28 protein-coding genes are annotated in these 24532 nt (G+C 58.6%); 16 read left to right on the top strand and 12 right to left on the bottom strand.

Translation table 11 applies throughout. From position 1 onward, the window contains the following. The first annotated feature begins 2 nt into the window (after positions 1-2). Both C4S59_RS17965 and C4S59_RS17960 read left to right on the top strand, forming a co-directional pair. Entirely contained in the window at positions 3-1136 is a 1134-nt protein-coding gene (locus C4S59_RS17965; RefSeq protein ID WP_103911753.1) for an acyl-CoA dehydrogenase family protein, read from the top strand. A 30-nt stretch (positions 1137-1166) separates the two neighbouring features. Next, entirely contained in the window at positions 1167-2675 is a 1509-nt protein-coding gene (locus C4S59_RS17960) for a class I adenylate-forming enzyme family protein (RefSeq protein ID WP_103911752.1), read from the top strand. On the opposite strand, the gene C4S59_RS17955 is transcribed toward C4S59_RS17960, so the two are convergent. The 4 genes from C4S59_RS17955 to C4S59_RS17940 are packed head-to-tail and all read right to left on the bottom strand — an operon-like array spanning position 2672 to position 5483. Then, the gene (locus tag C4S59_RS17955; RefSeq protein WP_103911751.1) at positions 2672-3478 is read right to left on the bottom strand and encodes a quinoprotein dehydrogenase-associated SoxYZ-like carrier; all 807 of its coding nucleotides are present in this window, start codon (positions 3476-3478) and stop codon (positions 2672-2674) included. The two genes, C4S59_RS17960 and C4S59_RS17955, sit on opposite strands and share 4 nt — an antisense overlap. A gap of 1 nt (position 3479) precedes the next feature. Beyond that, complete coding sequence (locus C4S59_RS17950; RefSeq protein ID WP_234994826.1) at positions 3480-4418, bottom strand: YncE family protein; 939 nt, start codon at positions 4416-4418, stop codon at positions 3480-3482. Continuing rightward, a complete protein-coding gene (locus C4S59_RS17945; RefSeq protein WP_103911749.1) occupies positions 4402-4944 on the bottom strand; it encodes an SRPBCC family protein in 543 nt (180 codons plus the stop codon). The genes C4S59_RS17950 and C4S59_RS17945 overlap by 17 nt, the downstream gene beginning before the upstream one ends. A gap of 20 nt (positions 4945-4964) precedes the next feature. Further along, positions 4965-5483, bottom strand: coding sequence for a DUF3280 domain-containing protein (locus C4S59_RS17940; protein ID WP_234994825.1), 519 nt, complete (start codon positions 5481-5483; stop codon positions 4965-4967). 124 nt (positions 5484-5607) lie between these two features. Between C4S59_RS17940 and C4S59_RS17935 the strand changes: the two genes are divergently transcribed. Genes C4S59_RS17935 through C4S59_RS17905 form a run of 7 tightly spaced genes read left to right on the top strand, consistent with a single transcriptional unit; the run spans position 5608 to position 10874 of the window. Beyond that, positions 5608-6780, top strand: a complete 1173-nt coding sequence (locus C4S59_RS17935) for an ABC transporter substrate-binding protein (protein WP_103911791.1) — start codon at positions 5608-5610, stop codon at positions 6778-6780. Positions 6781-6795: 15 nt separating this feature from the next. Continuing rightward, positions 6796-7770, top strand: a complete 975-nt coding sequence (locus C4S59_RS17930; protein WP_103911748.1) for a YVTN family beta-propeller repeat protein — start codon at positions 6796-6798, stop codon at positions 7768-7770. Positions 7771-7792: 22 nt separating this feature from the next. Next, positions 7793-8053 (top strand): PepSY domain-containing protein, encoded by a 261-nt coding sequence (locus C4S59_RS17925; RefSeq protein ID WP_103911747.1) that lies wholly within the window; start codon positions 7793-7795, stop codon positions 8051-8053. A gap of 39 nt (positions 8054-8092) precedes the next feature. Next, complete coding sequence (locus C4S59_RS17920; protein ID WP_103911746.1) at positions 8093-9067, top strand: ABC transporter substrate-binding protein; 975 nt, start codon at positions 8093-8095, stop codon at positions 9065-9067. 9 nt (positions 9068-9076) lie between these two features. Further along, positions 9077-9826: an ABC transporter permease gene (locus C4S59_RS17915; RefSeq protein ID WP_103911745.1), complete on the top strand. Its 750-nt coding sequence runs from the start codon at positions 9077-9079 to the stop codon at positions 9824-9826. Next, a complete protein-coding gene (locus tag C4S59_RS17910) occupies positions 9823-10443 on the top strand; it encodes an ABC transporter ATP-binding protein (protein WP_103911790.1) in 621 nt (206 codons plus the stop codon). The genes C4S59_RS17915 and C4S59_RS17910 overlap by 4 nt, the downstream gene beginning before the upstream one ends. Next, positions 10440-10874, top strand: coding sequence for a hypothetical protein (locus tag C4S59_RS17905; RefSeq protein WP_103911744.1), 435 nt, complete (start codon positions 10440-10442; stop codon positions 10872-10874). Before C4S59_RS17910 ends, C4S59_RS17905 begins: the two co-directional genes overlap by 4 nt. A 3-nt stretch (positions 10875-10877) precedes the next feature. Here C4S59_RS17905 and C4S59_RS17900 read toward each other — a convergent pair whose 3' ends face one another. From C4S59_RS17900 to C4S59_RS17875, 6 genes are all read right to left on the bottom strand, one after another. Beyond that, the gene (locus C4S59_RS17900) at positions 10878-11594 is read right to left on the bottom strand and encodes an LrgB family protein (protein ID WP_103911743.1); all 717 of its coding nucleotides are present in this window, start codon (positions 11592-11594) and stop codon (positions 10878-10880) included. After that, complete coding sequence (locus tag C4S59_RS17895) at positions 11587-11940, bottom strand: CidA/LrgA family protein (protein ID WP_103911789.1); 354 nt, start codon at positions 11938-11940, stop codon at positions 11587-11589. Before C4S59_RS17895 ends, C4S59_RS17900 begins: the two co-directional genes overlap by 8 nt. Positions 11941-12117: 177 nt before the next feature. Further along, positions 12118-12750, bottom strand: a complete 633-nt coding sequence (locus tag C4S59_RS17890) for an ATP-binding cassette domain-containing protein (protein ID WP_103911742.1) — start codon at positions 12748-12750, stop codon at positions 12118-12120. After that, positions 12743-14467 (bottom strand): ABC transporter permease, encoded by a 1725-nt coding sequence (locus tag C4S59_RS17885; protein ID WP_103911741.1) that lies wholly within the window; start codon positions 14465-14467, stop codon positions 12743-12745. The genes C4S59_RS17890 and C4S59_RS17885 overlap by 8 nt, the downstream gene beginning before the upstream one ends. A gap of 15 nt (positions 14468-14482) precedes the next feature. Beyond that, the gene (locus C4S59_RS17880) at positions 14483-15694 is read right to left on the bottom strand and encodes an ABC transporter substrate-binding protein (RefSeq protein ID WP_200813250.1); all 1212 of its coding nucleotides are present in this window, start codon (positions 15692-15694) and stop codon (positions 14483-14485) included. A 9-nt stretch (positions 15695-15703) separates the two neighbouring features. Further along, entirely contained in the window at positions 15704-16315 is a 612-nt protein-coding gene (locus C4S59_RS17875) for a CDP-alcohol phosphatidyltransferase family protein (protein ID WP_103911740.1), read from the bottom strand. Between the two features lie 256 nt (positions 16316-16571). Here C4S59_RS17875 and C4S59_RS17870 point away from each other — a divergent pair, with 256 nt between their 5' ends. Next, on the top strand, positions 16572-17468 hold the full coding sequence (locus C4S59_RS17870; RefSeq protein WP_103911787.1) for a lysylphosphatidylglycerol synthase transmembrane domain-containing protein: 897 nt from the start codon (positions 16572-16574) through the stop codon (positions 17466-17468). A 2-nt stretch (positions 17469-17470) separates the two neighbouring features. Here C4S59_RS17870 and C4S59_RS17865 read toward each other — a convergent pair whose 3' ends face one another. Next, positions 17471-18103 carry a TetR/AcrR family transcriptional regulator gene (locus C4S59_RS17865; protein WP_103911739.1) on the bottom strand — a complete coding sequence of 211 codons (633 nt, stop codon included), beginning with the start codon at positions 18101-18103 and terminating at the stop codon, positions 17471-17473. Positions 18104-18304: 201 nt separating this feature from the next. Between C4S59_RS17865 and C4S59_RS17860 the strand changes: the two genes are divergently transcribed. The 3 genes from C4S59_RS17860 (at position 18305) to C4S59_RS19535 (ending at position 20868) form a co-directional block, all read left to right on the top strand. Continuing rightward, positions 18305-19711 (top strand): alkaline phosphatase D family protein, encoded by a 1407-nt coding sequence (locus tag C4S59_RS17860; protein ID WP_234994824.1) that lies wholly within the window; start codon positions 18305-18307, stop codon positions 19709-19711. A 74-nt stretch (positions 19712-19785) separates the two neighbouring features. Continuing rightward, complete coding sequence (locus tag C4S59_RS17855) at positions 19786-20058, top strand: hypothetical protein (protein ID WP_103911738.1); 273 nt, start codon at positions 19786-19788, stop codon at positions 20056-20058. Positions 20059-20073: 15 nt separating this feature from the next. Then, on the top strand, positions 20074-20868 hold the full coding sequence (locus C4S59_RS19535; RefSeq protein ID WP_146064561.1) for a hypothetical protein: 795 nt from the start codon (positions 20074-20076) through the stop codon (positions 20866-20868). A 19-nt stretch (positions 20869-20887) separates the two neighbouring features. On the opposite strand, the gene C4S59_RS17840 is transcribed toward C4S59_RS19535, so the two are convergent. After that, the gene (locus C4S59_RS17840) at positions 20888-21751 is read right to left on the bottom strand and encodes a MurR/RpiR family transcriptional regulator (protein WP_103911735.1); all 864 of its coding nucleotides are present in this window, start codon (positions 21749-21751) and stop codon (positions 20888-20890) included. A gap of 116 nt (positions 21752-21867) precedes the next feature. On the opposite strand from C4S59_RS17840, the gene C4S59_RS17835 reads away from it, so the two are divergent. Genes C4S59_RS17835 through C4S59_RS17825 form a run of 3 tightly spaced genes read left to right on the top strand, consistent with a single transcriptional unit; the run spans position 21868 to position 24477 of the window. Next, positions 21868-22644 (top strand): N-formylglutamate amidohydrolase, encoded by a 777-nt coding sequence (locus C4S59_RS17835; protein ID WP_103911734.1) that lies wholly within the window; start codon positions 21868-21870, stop codon positions 22642-22644. Then, complete coding sequence (locus C4S59_RS17830) at positions 22641-23162, top strand: TRAP transporter small permease subunit (RefSeq protein WP_103911733.1); 522 nt, start codon at positions 22641-22643, stop codon at positions 23160-23162. The genes C4S59_RS17835 and C4S59_RS17830 overlap by 4 nt, the downstream gene beginning before the upstream one ends. Beyond that, positions 23152-24477 carry a TRAP transporter large permease gene (locus tag C4S59_RS17825; protein WP_103911732.1) on the top strand — a complete coding sequence of 442 codons (1326 nt, stop codon included), beginning with the start codon at positions 23152-23154 and terminating at the stop codon, positions 24475-24477. The genes C4S59_RS17830 and C4S59_RS17825 overlap by 11 nt, the downstream gene beginning before the upstream one ends. Positions 24478-24532 lie beyond the last annotated feature (55 nt).

Raw genomic sequence — 24532 nt, 5'->3', positions numbered from 1 at the left:
CCATGAACTTTGAACTTACCGAAGAACGGCAGATGCTTCAGGACGGCCTGCGGCGCTATCTGTCTGAAAGCGTGACGCACGAAGGGCTGGCGGCTGCGACCGAAAGCGAAGCGGGGCATGATGTGGGCCTTTGGGCCGGTCTGGCGGAAATGGGTGTCATCGGCGCGCTGTTTTCCGAAGAAGACGGCGGCTTTGGTGGCGCGGGGTTTGACCTGAGCTTGGTGTTCGAGGAAACGGGCCGCGCGGGTCTGGTCGAGCCGCTGCTGGATGTGGGCGTGCTGTCGGGCGGTCTGATCGCCGCTTTGGGTAACGACACGCAGCGCGGGTTGGTGGATGAGATCATCGGCGGTGCGGTGCAGGTGGCTTTTGCGCATGGCGAACCGAACAGCCGTTATGACCTGTCACGGGTTGAGGCGACGGCCAAGGCGCAGGGTGATGGCTATGTCCTTAACGGACGCAAGGCTGTGGTTGTGGGCGCGCCGTCGGCGCAGATGCTGATCGTGTCCGCGCGGACCTCGGGGAACGCGATGGATCAGGACGGGATTTCGCTGTTCCTTGTGCCTGTGGGGCAGGACGGCGTTGAGATGCGCAGCTATCCGTTGAATGGTGGCGGCCGCGCGGCTGAGGTGACGTTGACGGATGTGACTGTCGGGGGCGATGCCCTGCTGGGTGCCGAAGGGCAGGCATTTGCCGCGTTGGAAGATGCCAATGCACGCGCCACCTGCGCCATCGCGGCAGAGGCGCTGGGGTTGATGGAAACCATCAAGACCCTGACCACCGACTATCTGAGCCAGCGCAAACAGTTCGGCCAGCCGATTGGCAAATTCCAAGTGCTGCAACACCGGATGGCAGATGTGTTGATTGAAATCGAACAGGCGCGGTCCGCGGTGATCAACCTTGCGGGCAATCTGGACGGTGATCGTGTGGAACGCGAACGTCATGTCTCGGCCACGAAAAACCTGATCGGGCGTGTTGCGCGTCAGGTGGTGGAAGAGTCGATCCAGATGCATGGTGGGATTGGCATGACGCAGGAATATGCGCTGTCACATTTCGCCAAACGTCTGACCATGGTCGACCACCGCTTTGGCGATACGGATTTCCATCTGGAACGGTTCATCCGTCTGTCTGCAGCGTAAGTTGTGCTCAGCGCATCAGGGGAGGGTGCCATGACAAAAGCCGAACGGATTGACGATCTGCTGGCCCCGCATCTGGCGGGGCGGGCCGACGCGCTGGCGATGATCGATGCGGATGAAACGCCGATCACGTGGAACCAGTACGGCGCGATGATCGACCAGATGGAAGCCGCGTTGCGGGATCATGGGCTGGAGGCTGGCGGGCGTTTGTTGGCTGTTGCGGAAAATGCCGTTGTGCTGCCCGTGGCGATTTTTGCTGCCAGCCGGATCGGCGCGTGGATCATTCCAGTAAACGCGCGGATGTCTGGGGCCGAGCTTGCACGGATCGAGGCGCATTCTGACCCCGATCTGGTGCTGTATACTTCAGGTATATCGGTGGAAGCGGGCAAACACGCCGACGATGCTGCGGCCACGCCAGAGGCGCTTTTGGCCGGACAGGTGCATTTCAGAACACTTCAGTCTTCGCTGCCCAAGGGCGAACAGGATATTGCGGTCATTCTGTATACTACGGGTACAACGGGCGACCCTAAGGGTGTGATGTTGACCCATGGCAACCTGATTTACGCGGCCGAGGCCTCGGTCGGGCTGCGCAAATTGGTGGCGGAAGATCGTGTTTATGGCGCGCTGCCGCTGACCCATGTGTTCGGGCTGGCGTCGATGCTGATGGCCTCGACCCTTGTGGGGGCGACGATCCAGCTGGCCGCACGGTTCACGCCCAAGGCGTTGTACGAGGCATTGGAAGGCGGGGTCACGGTGCTGCCTGCGGTGCCGCAGATGCACGCGTTGTTGATGGCCTTTGCCGCCGAGCATGGGCACAGCACGTTGCAGAACAAATCACTTCGCTATGTGTCGTCAGGTGCCGCGCCGCTTGATCCCACGTGGAAACGCAAGGCCGAGGCGTTTTATGGCATCGCGCTGCAGAACGGCTATGGCATGACGGAAACCACGGCGGGGGTGTCGGGCACGCAGCATCCTATCGGGCACCCCGATATTTCGGTGGGTCCGCCGCTGCCTGAAACTCTGGTCAGGCTGGACGAAACAGTCGGCTCCGAGGCCGGAGTGGGCGAAGTGCAGGTCAAAGGCCCGCAGGTGATGAAGGGCTATTTCCGCGCGCCCGATCTGACGGCGGCGGCGATCACCGAGGACGGCTATATGCGCACCGGCGATCTGGGGCGCATCGATGAAGAAGGCCGTTTGCATATTGTGGGGCGCAGCAAGGAACTGATCATTCGTGGCGGTTTCAACGTCTATCCGCCCGAGGTCGAAGCCGCGCTGAATGACCATCCGCAGGTGGTGCAATCGGCTGTGATTGGCCGGACGGTTGAGGGCAACGAAGAGGTGCTGGCCTTTGTGCAGGTGGGTCCTACGGCGGATGTCACTCCGGATGATCTGACCGCATTCGTCAAGACGACGCTGTCTGCTTACAAACGCCCCAACCGGATCATCCTGACCGATGTCTTGCCCGCGACGGCGACGGGCAAGATCCTGAAACATCGTCTGCTGGATCACTTCGCAGCGGAACTGGCGCAGGTCGAGGCCTAGAAACCGGCAAGGTCCTTGTGCGCGTGGCTGGTGAACCCGTCGGTGTCTGTCATGGTGACATCCACCGATTGGGTTTGCGCAGGCACAGACAGGCTGACGCGGGGGTTTTCCGATAAGGAAATCGACCCCGTCATGCCCACGTATCCGCCGCCGTCCAGATCGATCTGGACGTCTTCGACATAACGCATCGGGACGAACAGAAGGGTGATCTGATCCATCTGCATGCCAGAGTTCGACGGGTGCGAGATATCCAGATCAAGCTGGCGTTGCCGTTGGCTGAGTGCGGCAAGCTTATCCAGCGCACCGCCGGATTTAAGGGAATCCACGCCGATCGTCATATTTCCGAGCGTGGCCAGCGCCTCTTCCATATCGGTTCCCGGCGGGGCGGCGCAGGCCCCTTGGCCCGAGGTCTTCACAAACCCCTCGACCACGTAAAGCGCGCCGTCGGTGGTTTCAGCCACGACGTGCAGCGGGGTAGGGCCGTTGACGCGCATGGTGACGTCGAAGAAAAACCGTTCTTGCGGCTGATCCATTTCGAAGACCGCGGACACGGGCATCGGGTTTTCATCCAAGACCACAGTGATTTCGCCCAGCCGTTTGCCCGCAGGGGCCGCGACATGGGCGGCGATCTGGGTGCGGCCATCGTTGGGGCTTCGATAGGGCACATCCAGCGCAATCACCTGCGTGCCGTCCAATAGCGCCTTATCGCCATAAAGCTGGGCACGAACATTGTCCCAGCTTTCGCCTGCCACGGCGGGCAGCGCGAGCGCGGTGAATGCGGTGGTTAGTAGAAATCCCTTCATTCTAGTCCTCCCCTAAAATGAACACGCCAAAGGCGCGTGGACCGTCCCCCGTTTCTATGTCGCCGGTAATCTCTAGGGTTTCGGCGTCAATCAAGGTGACGGTATTTTCAAACCAGTTTGCCACAACAATGGTGGTTTCGTCTTCTGTGGCGTCAATGCCTTCGGGATATTCGCCGCCCTCGATGGTTTTGATGGGTTCCAAGGTGGTCAGGTCGATGACGGTGATGGTGTTTTCATATTGGTTGGTGACAAAGGCGCGGCCTTTGGCAAAGGCGACGCCATAGGGGCGGTCGCCCACGGGTACGGTTGCGATGATCTCGCCTGTGTCGGGGATGATGACCGACACATCGTTGGTGCCCACGTTGCCGACAAACAGGCGGTGCTGATCATCAAAGCGCAGGCCATAGGGACGGACGCCCACGGGTACCACTTTGTGCAGGTCCAGCGTTTCGGCGTCGAAGATCGACACCTGGTCTGAATCCCTGTCGGCCGAGGCAATCCAGCGGCCATCGTCGGACACCGCGATGCCCGAGGGCGATACCCCTGTGGCCAGTTCCGCCTGTACGGTCAGCGTCGCACCATCCAGCGCCCAAAGCCGCGTGTTGAACCAGTCCGAGATAAACAGCCTGTCGCGTGTGGGATCATAGGCGATGCCCGTCGGGCCGCCGTCCAGTGTGACGCGGGCCTGTTCGGTCATGGTGGCGCGGTCAAAGCGGCGTACCGTCTTGGCCTCGGGTGAAACGGTAAAGATATGTGTTCCGTGAACCGCGATGCCTGCCGGTTGGCCGGGCAGGGGGATGCGGTTGATTTCGGTGCCTGCGCTTAGGTCCAGAACGCTGAGTTCCTCGCCGTTCTGGTTCGTCACAAAGGCAATGTCCCCCGCAGCCGGTAGGGCCGCGAGGGACAGGATCAGGCAAAGGGCCTTAGGAGTTCGGGGCACCGAACTTCTCGACCAATGCATCAAGACCTTGCTGGTATACGCCTGTGACGGCGTTGATCGCGGCCTCATCGCTCAGTTCGGGCGGTGGATCGTTGTTCGGGTAGCCGCGATAGAACGCGCCGCGCCATTCCACGATCGAGCCACCGCCATCGCGGGGTTTGACCGTCAGGTGCGACGAATAGTTGGTGACCGGCAGAACTTCGACGGCGACGTCGGTGATCCGGTAGGAATACGACATCTTTTCATCGCTGAACTTGTACAGAACCTCTGCGATTGTCGGGCCGTCCGCAGCACCAAGGCTTAGAACGCGTGTTGCGTCCAGCTCATTGCCGCCTTCACCGTTGGTGGCGGCGACCGCAGGATGCCAGGACATGTCCTGAAAGTTGCCGATTGCGGCCCAGACTTCGGCGGGTTCAGCGGCCACTTCTGTGGTCAGCGTCACCTTTTGCCGTGTGGGCCCGTGGGCCATGGCCATGGCGGGCAGCAGAAAGCCCAGGACCGCCATGAGAATTGAAAACCGTTTCATTGTTCTTCTCTGTCTCCTCGTCAGTTGAAGAATGCATTTTTCAGGATGTAGCGCATGCCCCGAGCCCATGCCTCGTCGTTGTTGGCGCGGATATCGACAACCCGTCCCCGTACCATGTTCCCTGTCGCGGCATCGCGCAACTGCAGGTTCATGGAAAGGATCAGGTTCGACACCTTCTGCACCTCACCGACAAGTGAATACTGGGCCCCCAGTTTGACCGCGATCCGCGAATCACAGCCGTAGCATTTCGCCAGATTGACGACGCGATTGATGTCTTCCTCGGCGGGTGTGAGATCAACAAAGGACAGACCTGCCTCGGAAAACCAGTCGCGCACCATGTCTTCTAGCATCTCGATCCGCGCGAATTCCGCCGGATCAGGGCCATATGTTTGGGTTTGCAGCGATTCATCCAGATATGTGATGCCGAAGAACGCAACCTTTGCACTGTGATCAAAGTCAGGCTGGGCGGGCTGTTGCGCCGCCACAATGGGTGCCAGACAGGTCAGGAAAAAGGCCGCGATCCACTTCATATCGGTCATGGTGAAACTCGGGGCCTTGGGCTTCAATGCTCCAAAAGTATCGGTTCACGTATGCGTGGTGTGTGGCACAGTCAACGCAGCCGTCGTTAGAACGGCAAGGGAGGAAAATTTGCAACGCATCCTGATGGTGTTTCTTGCGGCCCTCATGTGGGGCGGCATGTCGATAGATTTGGCGGCTTTGGAAATCAAGGCGGCTGTGCTGCGGATTGATCCCCCGCGTCTAGCACCGATTTCGCGTTACGAAAAATTCCCAGAAGACAATGGCTTTGCCGGTGCGCAGCTAGCGGATGAAGACAACGGTACCACGGGCACGTTCCTTGGCCACACCTATGAAACCACGACAGTTGCCGTGCCGCCAGAAGAGGCCGATGCCGCGCTGGATGCGATCCTGGCCGACGGGATCAGGTTCATCATTCTGATGGCCGATGATGCCGATCTGACCCGACTGGCGGACCGCGCTGCACAGGATGGGGCGGTGGTGTTTAACGCGCAGGCCGAGGGCGTTGCGCTGCGTGACAATGAATGCCGCGCAAACGTTTTGCATGTGGCGCCATCCCGCGCGATGCGGGCCGATGCGGTGGCGCAGTTTGCCTTGTGGAAGCGCTGGCCGCGCTGGTTCCTGATCCACGGCTCGAACCCCGAAGATCAGGCTTTGGCTGGTGCCTATCGCCGTGCGGCAAAGAAATTCGGCGGGCGTATCGCAGAAGAGCGTGAGTTCGAAGACACCGGCGGGTCGCGCCGTACCGATACGGGCCACGTTCTGGTTCAGCGTCAGTTGCCGGTCTTTACCCAAGATGCCGACGACCACGAGGTGGTGATCGCCGCCGATGAGTCCGACGTGTTCGCGCCATACCTTCCGTTCCATTTGTGGACACCGCGCCCTGTGATGGGGGCGGCGGGGCTGCGGCCTGTGACAATCCACGGCGCGCATGAGGCATGGGGCGCGACCCAGTTCCAGCGCCGGTTCGAAGAACTGACAGGCCGCTATATCCGTGAAGAGGATTATCAGGTCTGGCTGTCCCTGCGCGTGCTGGGCGAGGCGGTGATCCGGACCTCGTCAAACGATCCGCAGACCATTCTGGACTATGCGATCAGTGATGAATTCGAACTGGCCGCCTTCAAGGGCGTGCCAGTGACGTTCCGGCCTTGGAACGGCCAGTTGCGCCAGCCAATTCTGCTTTATGACGGGCGGATAACAGTCAGCGTGTCGCCGCAGGACGGGTTCCTGCATCAGGTTTCGCCGCTCGATACACTCGGGTTGGATAAGCCTGAATCTTCTTGCACCGCATTTAACTGATTGGAGATTACCGTGATGAAATCGTTGTTTTTGTCTGCGGCGTTGGCATCCGTGGTGGCGATGCCCGCCATGGCGAACAAGGCGTTCGTGTCGAACGAAAAGGGCAACACGGTCACCGTGGTGGACACCGACACCTGGGAAGTGCTGGCAGAGTTTGATGCTGGCAACCGCCCCCGCGGCATCACCATCAGCCCCGATGGGAAAAAGCTTTATGTTGCGGCATCGGACGACGACACTGTGCGGGTGTTCGATACCGAGACGTATAAGGAAATCCACACCCTTCCGTCTGGTCCTGACCCCGAGCTGTTCGTTCTGCATCCCAGCGGCAACCCGCTCTATATCGCGAACGAGGACGACAACCTTGTGACCGTGACGGATACGGAAACGCGTACCATTCTGGCCGAGGTGCCGGTGGGTGTTGAACCCGAAGGCATGGGCATTTCGCCGGACACCAAGTTTGTGGTGAACACCTCTGAAACCACCAACATGGCGCATTTCATTTCGACCGAAGACTATAAGATCAAGCACAACGTGCTGGTCGATCAGCGCCCGCGCTATGCGCAATACACCGATGACGGCAAGCGTCTGTTCGTAACGTCTGAAATCGGCGGCACGGTCACGGTGATGGATATCGATGACACCGGCGCGCCGACCGTTGCGGGCAAGATCAGCTTTGAGGTGCCGGGCGTTTTGCCGGAATGGCTGCAGCCTGTGGGCCTGAAAGTGACGGCGGACGGATCCAAGATTTTCATCGCGCTGGGGCCTGCAAACCGTGTCGCTGTCGTCGATGGCGCGACGCTTGAGGTGAAGGATTACATCATTGTGGGGCAGCGCGTCTGGCAGTTGGGGTTCACCCCTGACCAGAAGTACCTACTAACGACCAATGGCAATTCCAACGACATCACTGTTATCGATGTTGAAAAGGAAAAGGCCATCAAATCTGTACAAGTCGGACAACAGCCTTGGGGCGTTGTCGTGACGCCGAATTGATTTCGTTTCAGGAGTTATAGACATGAAGAAACTGATGACATCCGCCCTGTGCCTGACACTTGCGGCACCGGTCTTTGCAGCCTCTCATGAAGAGGAAGCATCCGAAGAGGTGGTTGCACAGATCATGGCGCTTCTGGCGGAACAGCAGTGCGAAATGGACCCCGATGATATCGAGGTTGAAGAAGACGGGTACGATCTGGATGATGTCATTTGTGCAGGCAGTGGTCAGCAGGACATCAAGCTTGATCTGGACCTGAATGAAGTGAGCCGCCGTCAGGAATAACCTGACGCGCAGGCACCATCACCCGTGGGAGGAAACGTGATGAAACATTTTCTGACAAGACTGGGCGCAACGGCGGTTGCTGTGGCCATGGCAGGCGCGGCCTTTGCGCAGGATCTGCCGACAGTTCGTGCAGCGGTTCTTAAGATCGGAACGGTCAACTGGGAACTGGCGACGATTGTCGAAAACGGTCTGGACGAAAAGCACGGCTTCAAGCTCGAGGTGATGCCCTACGCAGACAACGGCGCGACCCGTGTCGCCGTGGAAGGCGACGAAGCCGATATGGCCGTTGCCGACTGGATCTGGGTCGCGCGCCAGAACGCCGATGGCAAGGATTACGTCGTTGTGCCGTACTCCAAGGCCGTGGGCGGTATCGTGGTGCCCAAGGACAGTACTGCCACCAGCCTGAAGGATCTGGCAGGCGGCAAGATCGGCATTGCCGGTGGTCCCTTGGACAAAAGCTGGCTGATCCTGCGCGCCTATGCGCAGCAGGAATACGGCATGGATCTGAAGGCAGACACCGAACAGGTGTTTGGTGCCCCGCCGCTGATTTTCAAATCCGGTCTGGGTGGCGAACTGAACGGCGCGATCAACTTCTGGCACTTCCTTGCCAAGATGAAAGCCGCCGGTATGAAAGAGGTTATGTCGGTTCAGACCGCTGCCAAAGAACTGGGCCTGAACACGGATACGCCTTTGTTGGGCTACTTCTTTAAGCAAAGCTATCTGGATGCGAACCCGGGTCTGGCGCAGGCGTTCTATAACGCAAGCCGCGACGCCAAGGATTTGCTGGCCTCTGACCCTGCCGCATGGGAGGCCGTGCGACCGCGTATGAACGCCAAGACAGACGCGCAGTTCGAACAGCTTAAGAATGACTGGCTGGCCGGTGTGCCTGCGCGTGGTCCGGTAGATGCCGAAGGCGCGGAAGCGTTCCTGAAGGTTATGTTCGATCTGGGTGGTGCCGATCTGGTCGGTGGCGCGTCCACTGTGCCCGAGGGTCTTTTTGCAGCCGTAGAATGATCCCTCTGGATGACTGAAAACAGGCTTGTTCCGGCGTTTTCTCTGATTGCGCTATTGGGTCTTTGGATCGTGGCCGCCGCTATTTCCGGCGATCCCACGGTCCTTCCCCAGCCTTGGGCGTTGATTGACCCCTTTTTGCAAGAGGTCGCGTCGGGCGAGCTGCCATATCATCTGTTCCAAACGCTGATCCGCGTGCTCTGGGCCTTTGCACTGGCTATGGGCGTGGGGATTGCGCTTGGCCTGATCATGGGGCGGTCCGAACGGATCAACCGCTGGCTGGACCCGTGGTTGGTGGTGTTCCTGAACCTGCCTGCTCTGGTCCTGATCGTGCTGTGCTACCTGTGGATCGGGCTGAACGAAACGGCCGCGATCGCGGCGGTGACGTTGAACAAAATTCCGAACGTGACAACGGTGATCCGCGAAGGGGCGCGCGCGACCTCGCGTGATCTGGATGCCATGGCGCAGGTCTATCGCATGTCGCGCTGGACCAAGCTGCGCCATGTGACCCTGCCGCAGATGGCCCCTTTTATCGCCGGTGCTGCGCGCAACGGGGTGGCCGTGATCTGGAAGATCGTTCTGGTGGTTGAATTTCTGGGCCGCTCGTCTGGCGTGGGCTTTCAAATCCATCTGTATTTCCAACTGTTTGATGTGGCGATGGTGCTGGTTTATGCGTTTTCGTTCATCTTTGTGATGTTGGCGGTCGAATGGCTGTTGCTTCAGCCATGGGAACGGCGCGTGCGCCGCTGGAGGGCCGCATGATCAGCGTCGACATCCAGCAGAAATCCTATGGCGATACCCCGATTTTGGGGCGCGTTGCGTTCCAGATCCCCAAGGGCGAAACGGTCGCCATATTGGGGCCTTCGGGTGTGGGGAAATCGACGCTGTTGCGGATCGTGGCCGGCATTGATCCCGATTATCAGGGCACCGTTGCGCGGCCCGATAAAATGGCCATCGTGTTTCAGGAACCCACACTGCTGCCGTGGCGGACGGTGTTGCAGAACGTCACGCTGGTGCACCCTGATCTGTCCGAAAACGCGGCCATGCGGATGCTGAAAAAGGTGGGCATTGCCGACAAGGCACATCTGTTTCCGGGTCAGACTTCGCTGGGCCAGCAACGTCGTCTGGCACTGGCGCGTGCCTTTGCCGGTCAGCCCGATTTTCTGATCATGGATGAGCCTTTCGTGTCGCTTGACCCGGAAACAGCAGACACCATGCTGGGCCTGACCGAAACGCTGATCGCGGAAACCGGACCTGCGGTTTTGTTTGTGACCCATGCACGGGAAGAGGCCACGCGACTGGCCGACAGAATTCTGGAATTGCGCGGTCAACCAGCAGTGTTGGCGCCTCATTTGGTAGAAACGGGAGAGATACCATGAAGAAGATTTTTGCAGCTGTGACGGCTTTGGCGATGGGCGCGGCGGGTATGGCGGCCGCGCATGATTTCGGTTTTGCGGGCGTTCTGTCGAACACAAACAAAGGCGAGATGCCGGGGATCACTCTGGCCTTGGGCAAGCCGCTGGCGGACGGTCCGATCACGCTGAATTCGGGCATGGTGTACGAGTTGGAGATTTACGCGGACGGTTCCGGCGAACTGGCGCTGGAAGGCTCGGGCTTTTTCCGTGCGATCTGGATCAATGAGGTCGTGGTGAACGGTCTGGAAATCCGTCCCTTCGGTCTGGAATCCGTGGAGTTCGACGAAGAAGGCACGATGGAGATCGAGTTTCTGGCGATCAAACCGGGTCGTTATTTCCTGAAAATCCCGGGCTCGAACGGTGAAAGCCAGCGGGTGGATATCAACATCGAGTAAACGCTACAGAAACAGGCGCGCGATCAGCGGGGCCAGTAGGGCGGTCAGCACCGCGTTCAGCCCCATGCCGATCCCTGAGAATGCGCCTGCTGTGGAATTGATACGAAAGGCATGCGCCGTCCCGATCCCGTGGGCGGCGACGCCAACCGCAAAGCCCCGCGCGCGCCAGTCGGTGATTTTCAAAGCGTTCAACATGGGCGTGGCAATGATCGCGCCGGAAATACCGGTCAGGATCACCAAGACTGCTGTCAGCGTAGGCTGCCCGCCAATGGCCTCGGATACACCAAGCGCCACGGGGGCGGTAGCCGATTTCGGGGCAAGCGACATAAGCGTTTCGCCGGTGATGCCCATGGCTTTGGCAATGCCTAGGGCGGTGATGATTGCGGTGAGCGATCCGGCAAACAGCGCGGCAATCATCGGGACCAGGGCGGCTTTGACCTTGGGCAGATTGTCATAAAGCGGTAGCGCCAGCGCGACAGTGGCCGGCCCCAACATAAAATGCACAAACTGAGCGCCCTCGAAATAGGTCGCATAGGGTGTGCTGGTGACCCAGAGAACCAAGGCGATCAGAATCACCGCCATCAGAACCGGATTGGCCAACGCATGCCGTCCGGCTTTGCCCGCCGCCCAGTCCGAGATGGTGTAGGCGACCAGCGTCGTGGTCAGCCACAGCAATGGCTCCTGCGCGAGATAGGACCAGAGCAGAACCGCGTCATTCATGGCGTTGCCCCATGAGCCGCGCGAAAAGGACGAAGGTCAACACAGCGGCCAGAATGGCCAGCGCGGTGCTGACGATGAGTGCCACGATCAGGCCAATCCCGTTGGTGCCAAACGTGCCCAGATGCGCGATGACGCCCACGCCCGCAGGCACAAAGAGCAGCGACAGATGCGCCAAAAGGCCATTGGCGGCAACGCGGATGACCTCGGCCAGTTTGGGGAAAATCAGCAGAGCGATGAAAAGCGCGGCCAGACCGATCACAGGACCCGGAACAAACAGATCAAAGCCCCGCGACAGGCTTTCGCCCGCAAGCTGGAACAGCAGCAATATGCAAATGGCGCGGATCATATGGGGATCAGTCCCTATTTTCGCGCGGAACGCAATCCAAATGCGCGGCTGCGCCGCACAGGCCATCTCGTCCTTGGGCCTTCGGCCCGCGTCCTCGGGTTTGGCGCCTAGAACAGATGTATTTTCTTTCCATAAATACCTTGGGGGAATTGGCCGAAGGCCAAGGGGGCAAAGCCCCTATGGGCCCAACTGGATCACACGCCCGCCCGCTGCTTTGGCATCGTCGATATCGTGGGTCACCATAACGACCGGCAAGTTTTTCTTTCGCGCGTGATCGAAGGTCAGGTCGCGGATCTGGGCGCGGCGGTCTGTGTCGAGGCCTGAGAAGGCCTCGTCTAGCAGCAGCGCCTTTGGGTCGGACAGGAGAACCCGCATCAGCGCGACACGTGCCTTTTGACCGCCAGAAAGTGTTGCGGGGTCGCGGGTTTCAAAACCTTTAAGCCCGACGTCGCTCAGCGCGGTTTCAATGGTCTTCTGTCGCTCGGACTTGGTTCCGCCACGCAGGCCGAACGCAAGGTTTGCGCCGACACTGAGGTGGGGGAAGAGCAGGTCGTCCTGAAAGAGAATACCGATTTTGCGGTGTTCTGGCGGTTGGGCCGTGACGTCGGAGCCATCCAAGACCACCTGTCCTGTTGCCGCGAAAGCGGGGGCAAGGTGGCCAGTCAGGAAAGACAGAAGCGTCGATTTTCCGGACCCCGACGGGCCCATGACCGTCAGGATTTCGCCTGGGGCTACCTGCGCATCGATTTGCAGCAGGGGCTGTCCGCCCCGGCAGATTTCGACGGCTTTCAGGTGCAGTCCGTTATCCATGAAGCCCCTTTCTGTTCCGCCACATCCAGTAGGGCAGAAGCGTTGCGATGGCAAAGGGGGCGATGACGGCCAAAGTTTGCATGACACCGAATGCGCCGATCGCGCGGCGGTCGCCGCCCGAGCTGAGCGCGACGGCTTCGGTCGTCAGTGTTGCAACTCTACCGCCACCTGCCAGAAGGGTGGGCAGGTATTGACCGACGCTGACGGCAAAGCCGACGGCGGCGGCGGTCAGGATGGGGCGGAGGAGCATGGGCAAGCGGAGTGTGAACAGGACGCGCGTGGGCGAGGTGCCGAGACTGCGGGCGATGGTGTCGATGCGCGGGTCCCAGTTGCGCCATGGGTCGGTAAGGGACAGGAACACGTAAGGCAGGACAAAGACCACATGCATCAATGTTACGGGCCAGAGACCCGAGGTCGCGCCTGTCATCAACAGCCCCGTTTGCACGCCCGGCAAGAAGGCGATCTGTGGGATCAGCAGAGGCGCATAGATCAGCCAGAGGGCCTTTTGTGACAGGCTGCGCCCTGTGCGGTGTTCGGCCTCAAGGCAGGCGATCACCAGCGTTACGGCGACGGCCACGGATAGGGCTGCGATCAGAAGGGTGGTGATCAGGCTATCGCTGATATCTGGCCAGTGGCGGGCCCAGTTTTTGGGGGTCAGGGATTGGGGGAGCGCGTCGGGGTAGCCCCAGAAACCAGCGACGCTCCAGACGCCAAGGCAGAGCAGGCCAAGCAGCACCGAAAGCGCAGAGAGTGTGCCCAAGATGATGCCAAGGGGCCGCGTTGTTTTATCGAGGTGCAGATTGCGTGTGCCGCGTTCCACCCACGCCAGACCCAAGCGGGCGGTGATGCGTTCGCCGATCCACCAGACCCCGAGCGCGGCGATCACCAGCGCCAGTTGCCAGAGCGCTGCGGCGCTGGCGATCAGGCGTTTGGATAGGTCGGGATCGGACATCCATTTCACCACCTGAACCGATAGCGGTGGCGGCGTTGTGGGGCCGAGGATCATGGCGACGTCGACGACCGACATGGAGTAGGCCAGCACGACCAGCACCGGCAGGCGGATCTGGGCGTAGATCACCGGAAAGACCGATTTCAGCCATCCGCTGACGCGTCCGTATCCCAGCGACTGCGCGACGCGCATCCGTTGTGTGCTGGCGCTTTGGCCCTTGGCGGCCAGCGCCATGAGAAGCAGGAACGGCACCTCTTTGGTCACAAGGCCCAAGGTCAGCGCGATGCCCAAAGGGTCTTGGGTGATCAGCACGTCAGGTGGGCGTTCCCAACCGGTTAGCCAAGGCGAAATCATGCGGGCGATCCAGCCCGAGGGGGCGATCAGGAAGGCGATGCCAAAGGCGGTTGCGGCGTGGGGGACGGACAGAAGCGGGGAGAGCAGTGTTTCCAACCAACGAAAGGCGCGGGTGCCGGACCAACCGGCCATCAGAAGCGTGACGATAGCCAAGGACAAAAAGGTTGCGGCAAAGCCCGTGATGACCGACAGGCGCGTGGCTGCCCAGATGCCGTTCCATGCAAAAAGGTCGGTGAAGGGGGTGATTGAAAATGCGCCCAGACCCGCGGCGGGTAGATAGCCGAAGGCAGGCAGCACAGTGCCCAAAAGCCCCGCCAGAACGGGGCCGATCATGATGATCAGGGTTAGTAGGGGCAGCGCGCCCCAGAAAGACCGCGCCGCCGATGCGGGGCGCCTGACGGCGCGGTCTGTCATGTTAGAGGTCCACGCTTACTGGCCCGCGCCGTAGCGTTCGGTCCATTCCTGCGTGATGCGCGTCATCCACGACCCGTGGGGTTCGGGTTGGACCGTGCCAAGCTCGGCAGGGCTGAGCGTGGCGATGCCCAGATCAAGGTTGGCAAAGGCGGTGCGCTCATCCTCGGACAGTTTGGACATGTCCAGAACGGTGCCGTAGCCAAGGATGCTCGGGTCTTGCGCGCGAAGCTGTGCCTCGGGCGACATCAGGAAGTTGGCGACAACCATCGCGCCTTCTTTGGAGCCGGAGTTATAGGGAACGGCTACGAAGGATGCGTTGCCCAATGTGCCGGCCTCTAGAACAAAAGTGCGCACGGTGTCGGGCAGTTGGTTGTTGGCGATGGCCGTCGATGCTTCGCCCGGGCTGAAGGAAATCGCCAGATCGATCTCGTTATCGGCCATCAGCTGCAACTGCGCAGGGCCTGTTGCCGGATAGGCCTGACCCTGACGCCAAAGGACGGGCGTCAACGCATCCAGATAGTCCCAAAGCGGGGCGGTGACGGCGGCAAAGTTGGCCTCGTCCACCGGTTTGGCCAGAACGTCGTTGTCATCGGTCAGTTCGATCAGAACCTGTTTCAGGAACGTCGCGCCAAGGAAATCCGGCGGCTGGGGGTAGGTGAAACGACCGGGATTGGCCTGCGCCCATTCCAGCATCGCCTCGGCCGTGGGTAGGGTCGCGTCCATGTCGGCGGTGTCGTACATGAACACCACCTGCGCCATGGCCCAAGGGCTTTCGTAGCCTTCGACCGGAACAGTGAAATCGGTCTGAACGGTTTTGCCGTCCACATCGACGTACTGCCAGTTGGGCAGATCTTCGGCGAAGGGACCGAACAGCAGATCGGCCTCTTTCATCGAGGCAAAGTTGGCACCGTTAATCCAGATCATATCGACGGCGCTGTCGTCATCCTGACCGGCCTGCTTTTCAGTCAGAACGCGGGTGACCGCATCTGCGGTGTCGGTCAGTTTCACATGTTCCAGGGTCACGCCGTAATCTTCGGACACTCGATCACCGACCCATGCGATGAAATCGTTTGTGGCGGTCGAGCCGCCCCATGCGTACCAATAAACGGTCTGGCCCTTGGCGGCGCTGGTGACGGCGTCCCAGTCGGCGGGATCGGTTTCGGCAAGCGCCGCCATCGGCAGGCCAAGCGTGGCCAGCAGGGGCAGGGCGGTCAGAAGGGTTTTCATAAGCACTCCTTAAACGTCTTGGAAAATCTCGCGCGCGGCCCAGATGCGCAGCGCTGCGGTGGCAAAGCAGAGAATGGCAAAGACCCATGCCAAGGGGGCAAAGGCCCATGGCATCAGGCAAAGGGCCACAAAGAACAGGATGGTTTCTGTCCCTTCCAGCAGGCCATTCGAATAATAAAGCGATTTCGATCCTTGGGCCGATGTCTCCATCCCGCGTTTTTCAGCAAGGATCGCAAAGCCCAGAAAACTTGCGGCGTTGAAGTAGAACGACAACAGCAAGACCGCGCCCGCAATGGCATTGTCGGTGGGGTTCAACACCACAAAGCCCACAGGCACCGCGCCGTAGAACAGGAAATCGCTGGCGATATCGAGGTAACCGCCAAAGTCGGTTTTATGCGTGGCCCGCGCAATGGCCCCGTCCAGCCCGTCGGCCAGACGGCTGGCCAGAAGGGGGATCAGCGCGGCAAGCGGCGCGCCTTGGGCGATCATGACAGCAGATAGCAGGCCAAGCACCAAGCCGATCAGCGTGACGGCGTTTGCACTGACGCCGGTTCTGGCCAAAGTGCGGCCAAGGGCATTCAGCGGCGGGTCGATGATCTGGCGGGCGCGGGCGTCAAGCATTCGGGGTCTCTGGGACGGTTTCGGGCATAAAGACACAAGGATGTCGTTTGTTGCAATTCTTCATACGAGAACGTGAACACCCTGCGATTATAAGAGGTTGGGCGATTTGCTGACTTGGCAAGGGGGGCGGGCATGTTCCGGCAGTCTTTGGTTCGTGTTGCTCATGGCTTTGCAGGCCCGTATATGCGGGACGACCAAAGGGACGGAAAAGGCACACTCCAGAATGGCATGGCTTCCGCGCCTCACGCGCGCTCAGATGCGGATTGTGCAATTGGCCGTCAGTTTCGGCCTGCTGTTCATTCTGTTCCATGCTGTCGACGGGGCCGAAGCAATGCGCATCCTGCGCCGCGCTGATCTGGGGCTTTTGGCCTTGGCGTGGCTGATCATGGGGCTGCAAACGGTGTTGTCTGCGGTGCGGTGGAAGCTGATCGCTTTCAAGCTGGGCCAGCGGTTCACGTGGAAAACCGCCGTGTCGGAATATTACCTGAGCCAGTTTATCAACCAGTCGCTGCCCGGTGGGATGATCGGCGACGCGGGCCGCGCCTATCGTGCGCGTCATCACGCGGGGCTGGTCAAAGCGGGGCAGGCAGTGTTTTTCGAACGCGCTGCACAGCAGGCGGGTATTTTCTTTTTCTTCCTTGCGGCCTTCATCATCACAACGATCCTGCCAGGGGGGCTGTCATGGCCTTTGTGGTTGAATTCGATCGTGACGCCAGCGGTACTGATCAGCCTTGGTTTGCCGGTGGTGTTCTGGCTGGGGTGGCAGTTGCCCGGCCCGCAGAAACGCGCGCTTGATAGCATGTGGCAGGCGGTGATTGCGTCGATGTTAAAGGGCAAGGCATTGCCGGTGCAGGTGGTGCTGAGCCTGTTGACGGCGCTTTGCAATATCGGGGCGTTTTACCTGTGCGCCCTGGCGACGGGGACCGAGCTTCCAATGGCGGCGACCTTCGGGTTGGTGCCGTTGATCTTGTTTATGATGCTGGTGCCGGTGACGGTGTCGGGCTGGGGCGTGCGCGAAGGGGTGGCGGCGGCGCTCTTCCCGATCACAGGCGCGACTGCGTCCGCAGGATTGGCCGCGTCGATCGCCTTTGGTCTGGTGTTTCTGGCCGCCGTTCTTCCCGGTGTGATCGCGATCCTGAAGCGCAAGCACTAGGCCTATTTCAGGTTCAGTCCCTTCAGGAAAATATCCAGACCCAGCTCAAACCGCGCCATGATTTCCGACGGGTCGCGGTTTTTCTGCAGGATCAGCGCATCCATAGGCGACGGGCGCACCATATCTGCCAGCAGTTCGGCCATTTGTTGCGTGTCGTCGATCTGCGCCTCGCCGCGTTCGTTGGCGCGGTCCAGTTCGGCCTTGATGCGGGTCCGGATCACGGGAAGCGAGCGGGAAAAGATACGCTCGGCCATTTCGGGCTGGTCGACGGCGTCGATGATGATGGTGCGCAAGATCGCGATGGGCAGCGACAGGCTGCTTTCGTCGGGCGTTAACAACAGGCGCAGACGTTCGGCCAAGGGCAATTCGGTTTCTGCGGGCGTCAGGTTGCTGACGATCCTGTTCACGCGGCGTTCGGTATAAGCCTCGAGCATATCGGCGCGGTCTTCGAACACGGTATAAAGCGTGCGTTTCGACATGCCGGCCGCTTTGGCAACGGCGGACATCGTCAGTCCGGCCATGCCGTCCTGATTGTACACAGCCTGCATTGCATCAAGGATCTGATCGCGACGGTCCGCCGGATCGCACACCGGAGGACGACCGCGGCGGGGTTTGTTCGCTGCCATGGTTGTCATGCTGTGTGTGCTTTCGTGTTGGGCACTACTGATCTTTTCAAAAACCGGTACGTTCGCGTCATAAAACCGTTGATAAACCTTTCTACGTGGGTTTGTACCTAGCACAAAGGGCCTATAAGTCAGCAAATTCGATCTGCTGACTGGTTTTTGCGGCAAATCGTTCCCAAATGCAAAAACAGGCAATGATAAAAGGGCTTTGGTGTGGAATTCGGACCGATTTTGATCTGGCGCGGCACAGACAGCGACAATGTGTCATTGGCTGCGGTGATGTCATTACGGTCAGAAAACCCGCCGTTGGGCTTTTCGGTCGGGAACATGCCTGTTGATCCCAAACGCTTGGCGGAAATCGACGGGCATGTGATCTGGCGGTTCGATTTTGCCCTGCCAGTGGGGCAGGTGGCCGAATACGCCTATGGCGAACAGACGTTTCCGGTCGATACCCGGTATGACGGGGATCTGAACATCGGTTTTGTGTCGTGTAACGGGCAGGAAAACGGTGATCTGGAACGTGATCCCGAAGAACGCAACCTGATGTGGAACGATCTTGCGGCGCGAGCCGATGCGACGCCCTATCATCTGATGCTGCACGGTGGGGATCAGGTTTACGCCGACGAGGTGACGAACGCACATAAACTGACCCGCCACTGGCCTGACGATCTGAGCGATGATTTCACCGAAGCAGAGCTTGAAGACCTGTTCCAGTCATTGCGCGCGGCTTATCTGCACCGCTACGGGCAGGTTTATAGCGCGGCACCTTTTGCCCGCGTGATGGCGCGGACGCCGTCGCTGATGATGTGGGACGATCATGACATTTGCGATGGCTGGGGGTCGTTGAAACCCGAAATCGTCGATCATCCCATCGCGCAAACCCTGTTCCGCGCTGCGCGTGAGGCGTTTTTGCTGTTCCAACACGCCGCGACCGATGCGGATGTACCGCAGCTGTTTCTGGATCAGACGGGGCGGTCTTTGGCATGGCGCTATGATCTGCCCGGCGTCAGCATCATCGCGCCTGATCTGCGATCCGAGCGCACGCGCGACCGGATCATGGGCGAAAATGGCTGGGCGGCGATGGAGAGTGCTACGCAAGACGTGCAGGAACGGGTGATCCTTGTGTCCTCTGTTCCGCTTCTTGGGCCGCGTTTGTCGGTGCTGGAGTGGATTTTCAACACCTTCCATATCGTGAAAAAATACCATGACGACCTGCGTGACCAGTGGCAAAGCCGTGCCCATCGGGTGGAATGGCAGAGGATGTTGCAGACGGTCCTGAACCTTGAGGATCAGGGCGCGACGGTGACGGCCGTTTCGGGCGAAATCCATCTGGCGACCCGTGCCGTCATGGATAGCCCCAAGGGCGGTGTCCAGCAGCTGGTGGCCTCGGGCATTTCGCATCCTGCACCACCCAAGCTTTACGCCCTGTCACTGGGGACCTTCGCACGGCTGGGTGAGGCACCTTTGGCGGGCCATCCAATCAAGATCGCGCCCTTGCCCGGTCAGCACCACAACTATTCCGCCGAACGGAATTACCTGAATTTTCGGCGGTTGAATGGACTTTGGGAAGCACAGTGGTCGCTAGAGGACAGCGGGAATACGCCGTGGCTGACACTTTGACTTTTTGGATGAAGGTCTCTTCACAAAGAAAAGCTATACACGTATAGGTGGCACGTCAGTCGTGTAGAGAAAAAATGAAGAGAAAACTGATAGTTATTGGCAATGGTGTTGGAATGGCACTTTGTCCTGAAAAATTTGACCTGAAAAGTGTCATGCCTGCTGTTTGGGAAAACTTTTGTTGCTCAGACTCAGATAAGGCCGAGCGTGAACTAATTGCTCACTGCCTAAAGGGAGTAAATAGCGAAGAAGGACCAACGCAAGAATCACAGCTGATGAATGCGCAGATTGCGCAACTTGGGCATGAGCTGATTAGTAATTCCGTTGACGAAAACAAGCTAACTGATTAGTTTACCTCTCCGGCAATGCAATATCAAAAAGTAATTGCGAAATATATTTACAATGTTGCACGTACTTTAAATTGTAACTCAGAAGAGTTTCAGGATGATCTCAGATTTCGGAAATTTATAGATGATTTAATACCATTTTTGAACGATACAAGATCTCATTTTGCAACGCTGAATTACGACACTTTATTTTATTCAGAATTTAATGACGACCAAGAAGTTGATGGTAAATCTTACAGAATTTGTCATCGATATTCGAGTAGAACTTGCCTTAATGATGGTTATCGAAAGACAGGCTTTGATGAAGCTAATTTCGACAGGGAGACGGGAGAAGACTTCGGTTATTATCTCCATTTACATGGTAGCCCTCTTATCGTCGACAGGCGTAATGCGCCTAGGAAACTAAAAAGGCACAAAGTAAATGGGCATGATCCAAAAAGCGCACGACATATTATTTTGTCCGATGGTGCACTGAAGCCTTTTCTAATTGAGAGATCGGAGGTTCTAAGACTTTATTGGAAAATGTTTAGCAAGGCTCTTGGTGAGGCTGATGAGGTTATCTTGTTTGGATATGGTGGATTTGATGACCATTTAAATCGGATTATAAAAGAAAAGTTCAAAGGTCGTAAATTTGTTATAGAGTGGAGTGGCTCCAAGCATTTTTCTGATGATAGTGACGTTTTGGAGTCGAAAGAAATTTCCGCGGATAATTATTGGCGTAGAAAGCTGGGCAAAAGAACGATAATAAAGCGTTCGGATAATATCTTAGAGTTTCAAAATTGGGATGATCCCAATAGTTTTATTCCATTCTAAAAAAATTGGACAAATTTGGTCAAGATCGAAATATCCGGCTTTGGCCCAACATCTTTTCCAACGCAGAAATACGCTCTGAACTGGAGTCGGACCGTAGGCTTTGGATGTCTGCCACCATCGCTTCGATCAGGAAGTTGATGGCTAGGGTCGAGTCCCAACTTGATGGGGCCTCGACCATCGCGCGGAAGCTGTAGCGTGCGTGTTTTTCGATGGGCGATCCCCATTGATCGGTGAACAGCACGATGGTTGCGCCCTGTTCGACGGCCAGTTCTGCAAGGCGTTCCAGTTCTTTTTCATAGCGGCGGATATCGAAGATGATGAGCACCGACTGGTCGGTCATATCCAATAGCGACTGGGGCCAGACACTGGGCGATGAATCCAGCGCCGACACGCCCGAGCGGATGATTTGCAGGTGGTTGTAGAAGTAATGCGCGTTCGAACGGGTGATGCGGCCGCCCAATAGAAACAGGGTGCGCGCGGGATCGGATAGCAGGGCCGCGACCTCGTCGAACTCGGCCAGGTCAAGCCGGTCGATGGTGCGGTTGATGTTGTGCGCCATGGCGACGGCAAAGCGGCTGACGATGTGATCCTGATGGTCCGCGCGTTCGGCCATTTCCAGTTTGGCCAACGGTTCGCGCATCCGTGCGGCGACCTCATCGCGGATAGCGTTTTGTAGATCGGGGAAGCCTTCGAACCCCAGTTTGCGGGCAAGACGGATGATGGTTGGCGTGGACACACCGGCGTCTTCGGCCAGCTTTGTGATGGATTGCAGACCGGCAACCATCGAATCGTCCTGAAGCAGGGCGGTCACCTTTCGCTCGGACGCGGTAAGGTCCGATTGCTTGTCTTTGATCAGGTCTTTGACCAGCCGCTTCCTGTCCATTTTCGTTCCATTCGTTACAAAATTTGGAGCGTTGTAAAAAAAGATACAGAAAATTCCTTGACGCTCCAAGAATTTTTGTAGTGATGTTTACACACACCGAAGGGGATTGAAGACGAATGGACACAGACGACTGGATCGCTGTCGATGTGACAGGACCGATTGGGCAGAGCCCGATTGTGCTGGTCTGTGAACATGCGTCGGCTTTCATTCCCGAAGAATTCGGTGGGCTGGGTTTAACCCGTGACGCAGCAAGTTCCCATGCGGCATGGGACATCGGGGCGCTGGATGTTGCCAAATTCCTGTCATCTGGCCTTGGCGCCCCGCTTGTCGCGGGCCGAGTGTCGCGGTTGGTTTACGACTGTAACCGCCCGCTTGAGTCCGCTGGTGCGATCCCTGCCAAAAGCGAAATCTACGACGTGCCAGGGAATGTGGGCCTGTCGAATGAGGAACGTCAGCGCCGCTATGACCTGATCCATCAGCCATTCCATGCAGCGGTGGCGAACATCCTGTTTGCACAAGAGCAGGCCATGGCGCGTCCGCCCATCCTTGTCACCGTGCACAGCTTTACGCCCGTCTATAACGGCGTTCGGCGGGATCTGGACATCGGCTATCTGTTCGACAGCCGTCCCGCGCTGGCCGAGTCCGCATTGACGGCCGAGCAGGGGGCAGGGCAGTTCAAGGCGGCCCTGAACGAACCCTACGCGCCCAAGGATGGTGTGACCCACACCTTGGTTCTGCATGGCGACAGTCAGGGGCGCGAGAATGTGATGATCGAGGTTCGAAATGACCTGATCGACACCTCGAAAAACGCCGCCAGCGTCGCCGCGCATCTGCAAGAGGTGCTAACCAAAGCCGTGGCGCAGATCACCGAAACAGAGGGGCAGGCGGGATGAAATTTCTGCGGTCATACATCCGCATCGTTGACCGGTTTAACCGCACCATCGGGCGGTTCGTCATGTACGGGCTGTTCGTTCTGATGGGCATTCTTCTGTGGTCGTCGATCAGTAAGGCGTTCTTCACCCCGTCGCTCTGGACGCTGGAAATGGCCCAGTTCGTGATGGTGGGCTACTACATCCTTGGCGGGCCCTACGCGATGCAGATGGGCGCAAATGTGCGGATGGATTTGTTCTATGGCGAATTCACCCCGCAGAAAAAGGCGCAGATGGACTGTATCACGGTGCTGTTCCTGATCGCCTACCTAGGCGTCCTGCTGTGGGGCGGGATCGATTCAACCATGTATTCCTTCCAGTACGGCGGCGAACGCAGCCCGACCGCGTGGCGCCCGTATCTGTGGCCGATCAAGGTGACGATGGTGTTCGGCATTGTTCTGATGCTGCTGCAAAGCCTGTCTGAACTGGCGAAAGACATCCTGTTCCTGAAAACAGGCGAGGAGATGCGCGATGCCGTATGAATTGATCGCCATCCTCATGTTCTCGACCATGATGCTGATGCTGTTCACAGGTCAGCGCGTCTTTGCGGCGATTGGCTTTGTAGCGGTCATGGCAGCGTTGTTCCTGTGGGGCGACCGTGGCGGCTATGACATCGGGTTCTCCGCCGCGATGAAGCTGATGAAGTGGTATCCACTGCTGACGCTGCCGATGTTTATCTTCATGGGCTACGTGCTGTCGGAATCCAAAATTGCCGACGATCTGTACAAAATGTTCCACGTCTGGATGGGCGGTTTGCGCGGCGGTCTGGCCATTGGGACAATCGGGCTGATGGTGCTGATTTCGGCAATGAACGGCCTGTCGGTGGCAGGTATGGCGATTGGTGCGACCATCGCGCTGCCCGAATTGCTGAAGCGAAATTATGACAAACTGATGGTGACCGGCGTCATTCAGGCGGGCTCCAGTCTGGGTATCCTTGTGCCGCCCTCTGTCGTCTTGGTGCTTTATGCGATGATCGCGCGGCAGCCGGTGGGTCAGCTGTGGCTGGCGGGGGCCATTCCAGGCCTGATGATGGCGACGCTGTTCATCATCTACATTGCGATCCGTTGCCGCCTGAACCCTGAACTGGGTCCGGCGCTACCGCCCGAGGAACGCGATATTGGCATGGCCGAAAAGCTGCGCCTGCTCCGCGCGGGTCTGCTGCCTGTTGGAATCTTTGCCGTTATGATGGTGCCGTTCGTGAACGGCTGGACCAGCCTTGTCGAAAGCTCGGCCATCGGCGCGATCGCGGCCTTTGTTGCGGCGGTGCTGAAAGGGCGGATGACACGTGTGGTGTTTGAAACATCGGTGCGTCAGACACTGGCCATCACCTGCATGTTCATGTGGATCATCCTTGCGGCGCTGGCCTTTGGGGCGGTGTTTGATGGTCTGGGCGCTGTGCGCGCCATCGAGGACTTGTTTACCGAACGTCTGGGCCTGAACCCGTGGGTCATCCTGATCCTGATGCAGCTGTCGTTCATCGTCATGGGCACGTTTCTGGACGACACCGCGATGTTAGTCATCGTGGCGCCGCTTTATGTGCCTTTGGTCGGTGCGCTTGGCTTTGATCTGGTGTGGTACGGCGTGCTTTACACCATCACCTGCCAGATCGCGTATATGACGCCGCCCTTCGGCTATAACCTGTTCCTGATGCGGGCCATGGCCCCGCCGGAAATCACCATCAAAGATATCTACCGCTCTATCGTGCCGTTTGTGGCCGTGATGATTGTCGCGCTCGCGCTTGTGATGATCTTCCCGCAGATCGCGCTTTGGCTGCCGGACCTTGTTTACGGAAAATAATTCATCACCAAGAGGCTGGGAAAACCGGCCCGTCCACCCAACAGTAGGAGAGAAG

Source organism: Thalassococcus halodurans (assembly GCF_900108225.1).
Taxonomy (GTDB): Bacteria; Pseudomonadota; Alphaproteobacteria; order Rhodobacterales; family Rhodobacteraceae; genus Thalassococcus; species Thalassococcus halodurans.
Note: the sequence above shows the minus strand (reverse complement) of the source record. Positions and strands in the feature narration are given on the sequence as shown.

What these genes read in the sequence shown, in the direction of transcription:
- C4S59_RS17940 (WP_234994825.1), bottom strand. Translation starts at nt 5,483, where the DNA reads ATGACCGATATGAAGTGGATCGCGGCCTTTTTCCTGACCTGTCTGGCA.
- C4S59_RS17955 (WP_103911751.1), bottom strand. Translation starts at nt 3,478, where the DNA reads ATGAAGGGATTTCTACTAACCACCGCATTCACCGCGCTCGCGCTGCCC.
- C4S59_RS17920 (WP_103911746.1), top strand. Translation starts at nt 8,093, where the DNA reads ATGAAACATTTTCTGACAAGACTGGGCGCAACGGCGGTTGCTGTGGCC.
- C4S59_RS17830 (WP_103911733.1), top strand. Translation starts at nt 22,641, where the DNA reads ATGAAATTTCTGCGGTCATACATCCGCATCGTTGACCGGTTTAACCGC.
- C4S59_RS17895 (WP_103911789.1), bottom strand. Translation starts at nt 11,940, where the DNA reads ATGATCCGCGCCATTTGCATATTGCTGCTGTTCCAGCTTGCGGGCGAA.
- C4S59_RS17900 (WP_103911743.1), bottom strand. Translation starts at nt 11,594, where the DNA reads ATGAATGACGCGGTTCTGCTCTGGTCCTATCTCGCGCAGGAGCCATTG.
- C4S59_RS17835 (WP_103911734.1), top strand. Translation starts at nt 21,868, where the DNA reads ATGGACACAGACGACTGGATCGCTGTCGATGTGACAGGACCGATTGGG.
- C4S59_RS17880 (WP_200813250.1), bottom strand. Translation starts at nt 15,694, where the DNA reads ATGAAAACCCTTCTGACCGCCCTGCCCCTGCTGGCCACGCTTGGCCTG.
- C4S59_RS17965 (WP_103911753.1), top strand. Translation starts at nt 3, where the DNA reads ATGAACTTTGAACTTACCGAAGAACGGCAGATGCTTCAGGACGGCCTG.
- C4S59_RS17890 (WP_103911742.1), bottom strand. Translation starts at nt 12,750, where the DNA reads ATGGATAACGGACTGCACCTGAAAGCCGTCGAAATCTGCCGGGGCGGA.
- C4S59_RS17885 (WP_103911741.1), bottom strand. Translation starts at nt 14,467, where the DNA reads ATGACAGACCGCGCCGTCAGGCGCCCCGCATCGGCGGCGCGGTCTTTC.
- C4S59_RS17825 (WP_103911732.1), top strand. Translation starts at nt 23,152, where the DNA reads ATGCCGTATGAATTGATCGCCATCCTCATGTTCTCGACCATGATGCTG.
- C4S59_RS17925 (WP_103911747.1), top strand. Translation starts at nt 7,793, where the DNA reads ATGAAGAAACTGATGACATCCGCCCTGTGCCTGACACTTGCGGCACCG.
- C4S59_RS17930 (WP_103911748.1), top strand. Translation starts at nt 6,796, where the DNA reads ATGAAATCGTTGTTTTTGTCTGCGGCGTTGGCATCCGTGGTGGCGATG.
- C4S59_RS17910 (WP_103911790.1), top strand. Translation starts at nt 9,823, where the DNA reads ATGATCAGCGTCGACATCCAGCAGAAATCCTATGGCGATACCCCGATT.
- C4S59_RS17960 (WP_103911752.1), top strand. Translation starts at nt 1,167, where the DNA reads ATGACAAAAGCCGAACGGATTGACGATCTGCTGGCCCCGCATCTGGCG.
- C4S59_RS17855 (WP_103911738.1), top strand. Translation starts at nt 19,786, where the DNA reads ATGAAGAGAAAACTGATAGTTATTGGCAATGGTGTTGGAATGGCACTT.
- C4S59_RS17840 (WP_103911735.1), bottom strand. Translation starts at nt 21,751, where the DNA reads ATGGACAGGAAGCGGCTGGTCAAAGACCTGATCAAAGACAAGCAATCG.
- C4S59_RS17915 (WP_103911745.1), top strand. Translation starts at nt 9,077, where the DNA reads ATGACTGAAAACAGGCTTGTTCCGGCGTTTTCTCTGATTGCGCTATTG.
- C4S59_RS17865 (WP_103911739.1), bottom strand. Translation starts at nt 18,103, where the DNA reads ATGACAACCATGGCAGCGAACAAACCCCGCCGCGGTCGTCCTCCGGTG.
- C4S59_RS17945 (WP_103911749.1), bottom strand. Translation starts at nt 4,944, where the DNA reads ATGAAACGGTTTTCAATTCTCATGGCGGTCCTGGGCTTTCTGCTGCCC.
- C4S59_RS17870 (WP_103911787.1), top strand. Translation starts at nt 16,572, where the DNA reads ATGCGGATTGTGCAATTGGCCGTCAGTTTCGGCCTGCTGTTCATTCTG.
- C4S59_RS17905 (WP_103911744.1), top strand. Translation starts at nt 10,440, where the DNA reads ATGAAGAAGATTTTTGCAGCTGTGACGGCTTTGGCGATGGGCGCGGCG.
- C4S59_RS19535 (WP_146064561.1), top strand. Translation starts at nt 20,074, where the DNA reads ATGCAATATCAAAAAGTAATTGCGAAATATATTTACAATGTTGCACGT.
- C4S59_RS17875 (WP_103911740.1), bottom strand. Translation starts at nt 16,315, where the DNA reads ATGCTTGACGCCCGCGCCCGCCAGATCATCGACCCGCCGCTGAATGCC.
- C4S59_RS17935 (WP_103911791.1), top strand. Translation starts at nt 5,608, where the DNA reads ATGGTGTTTCTTGCGGCCCTCATGTGGGGCGGCATGTCGATAGATTTG.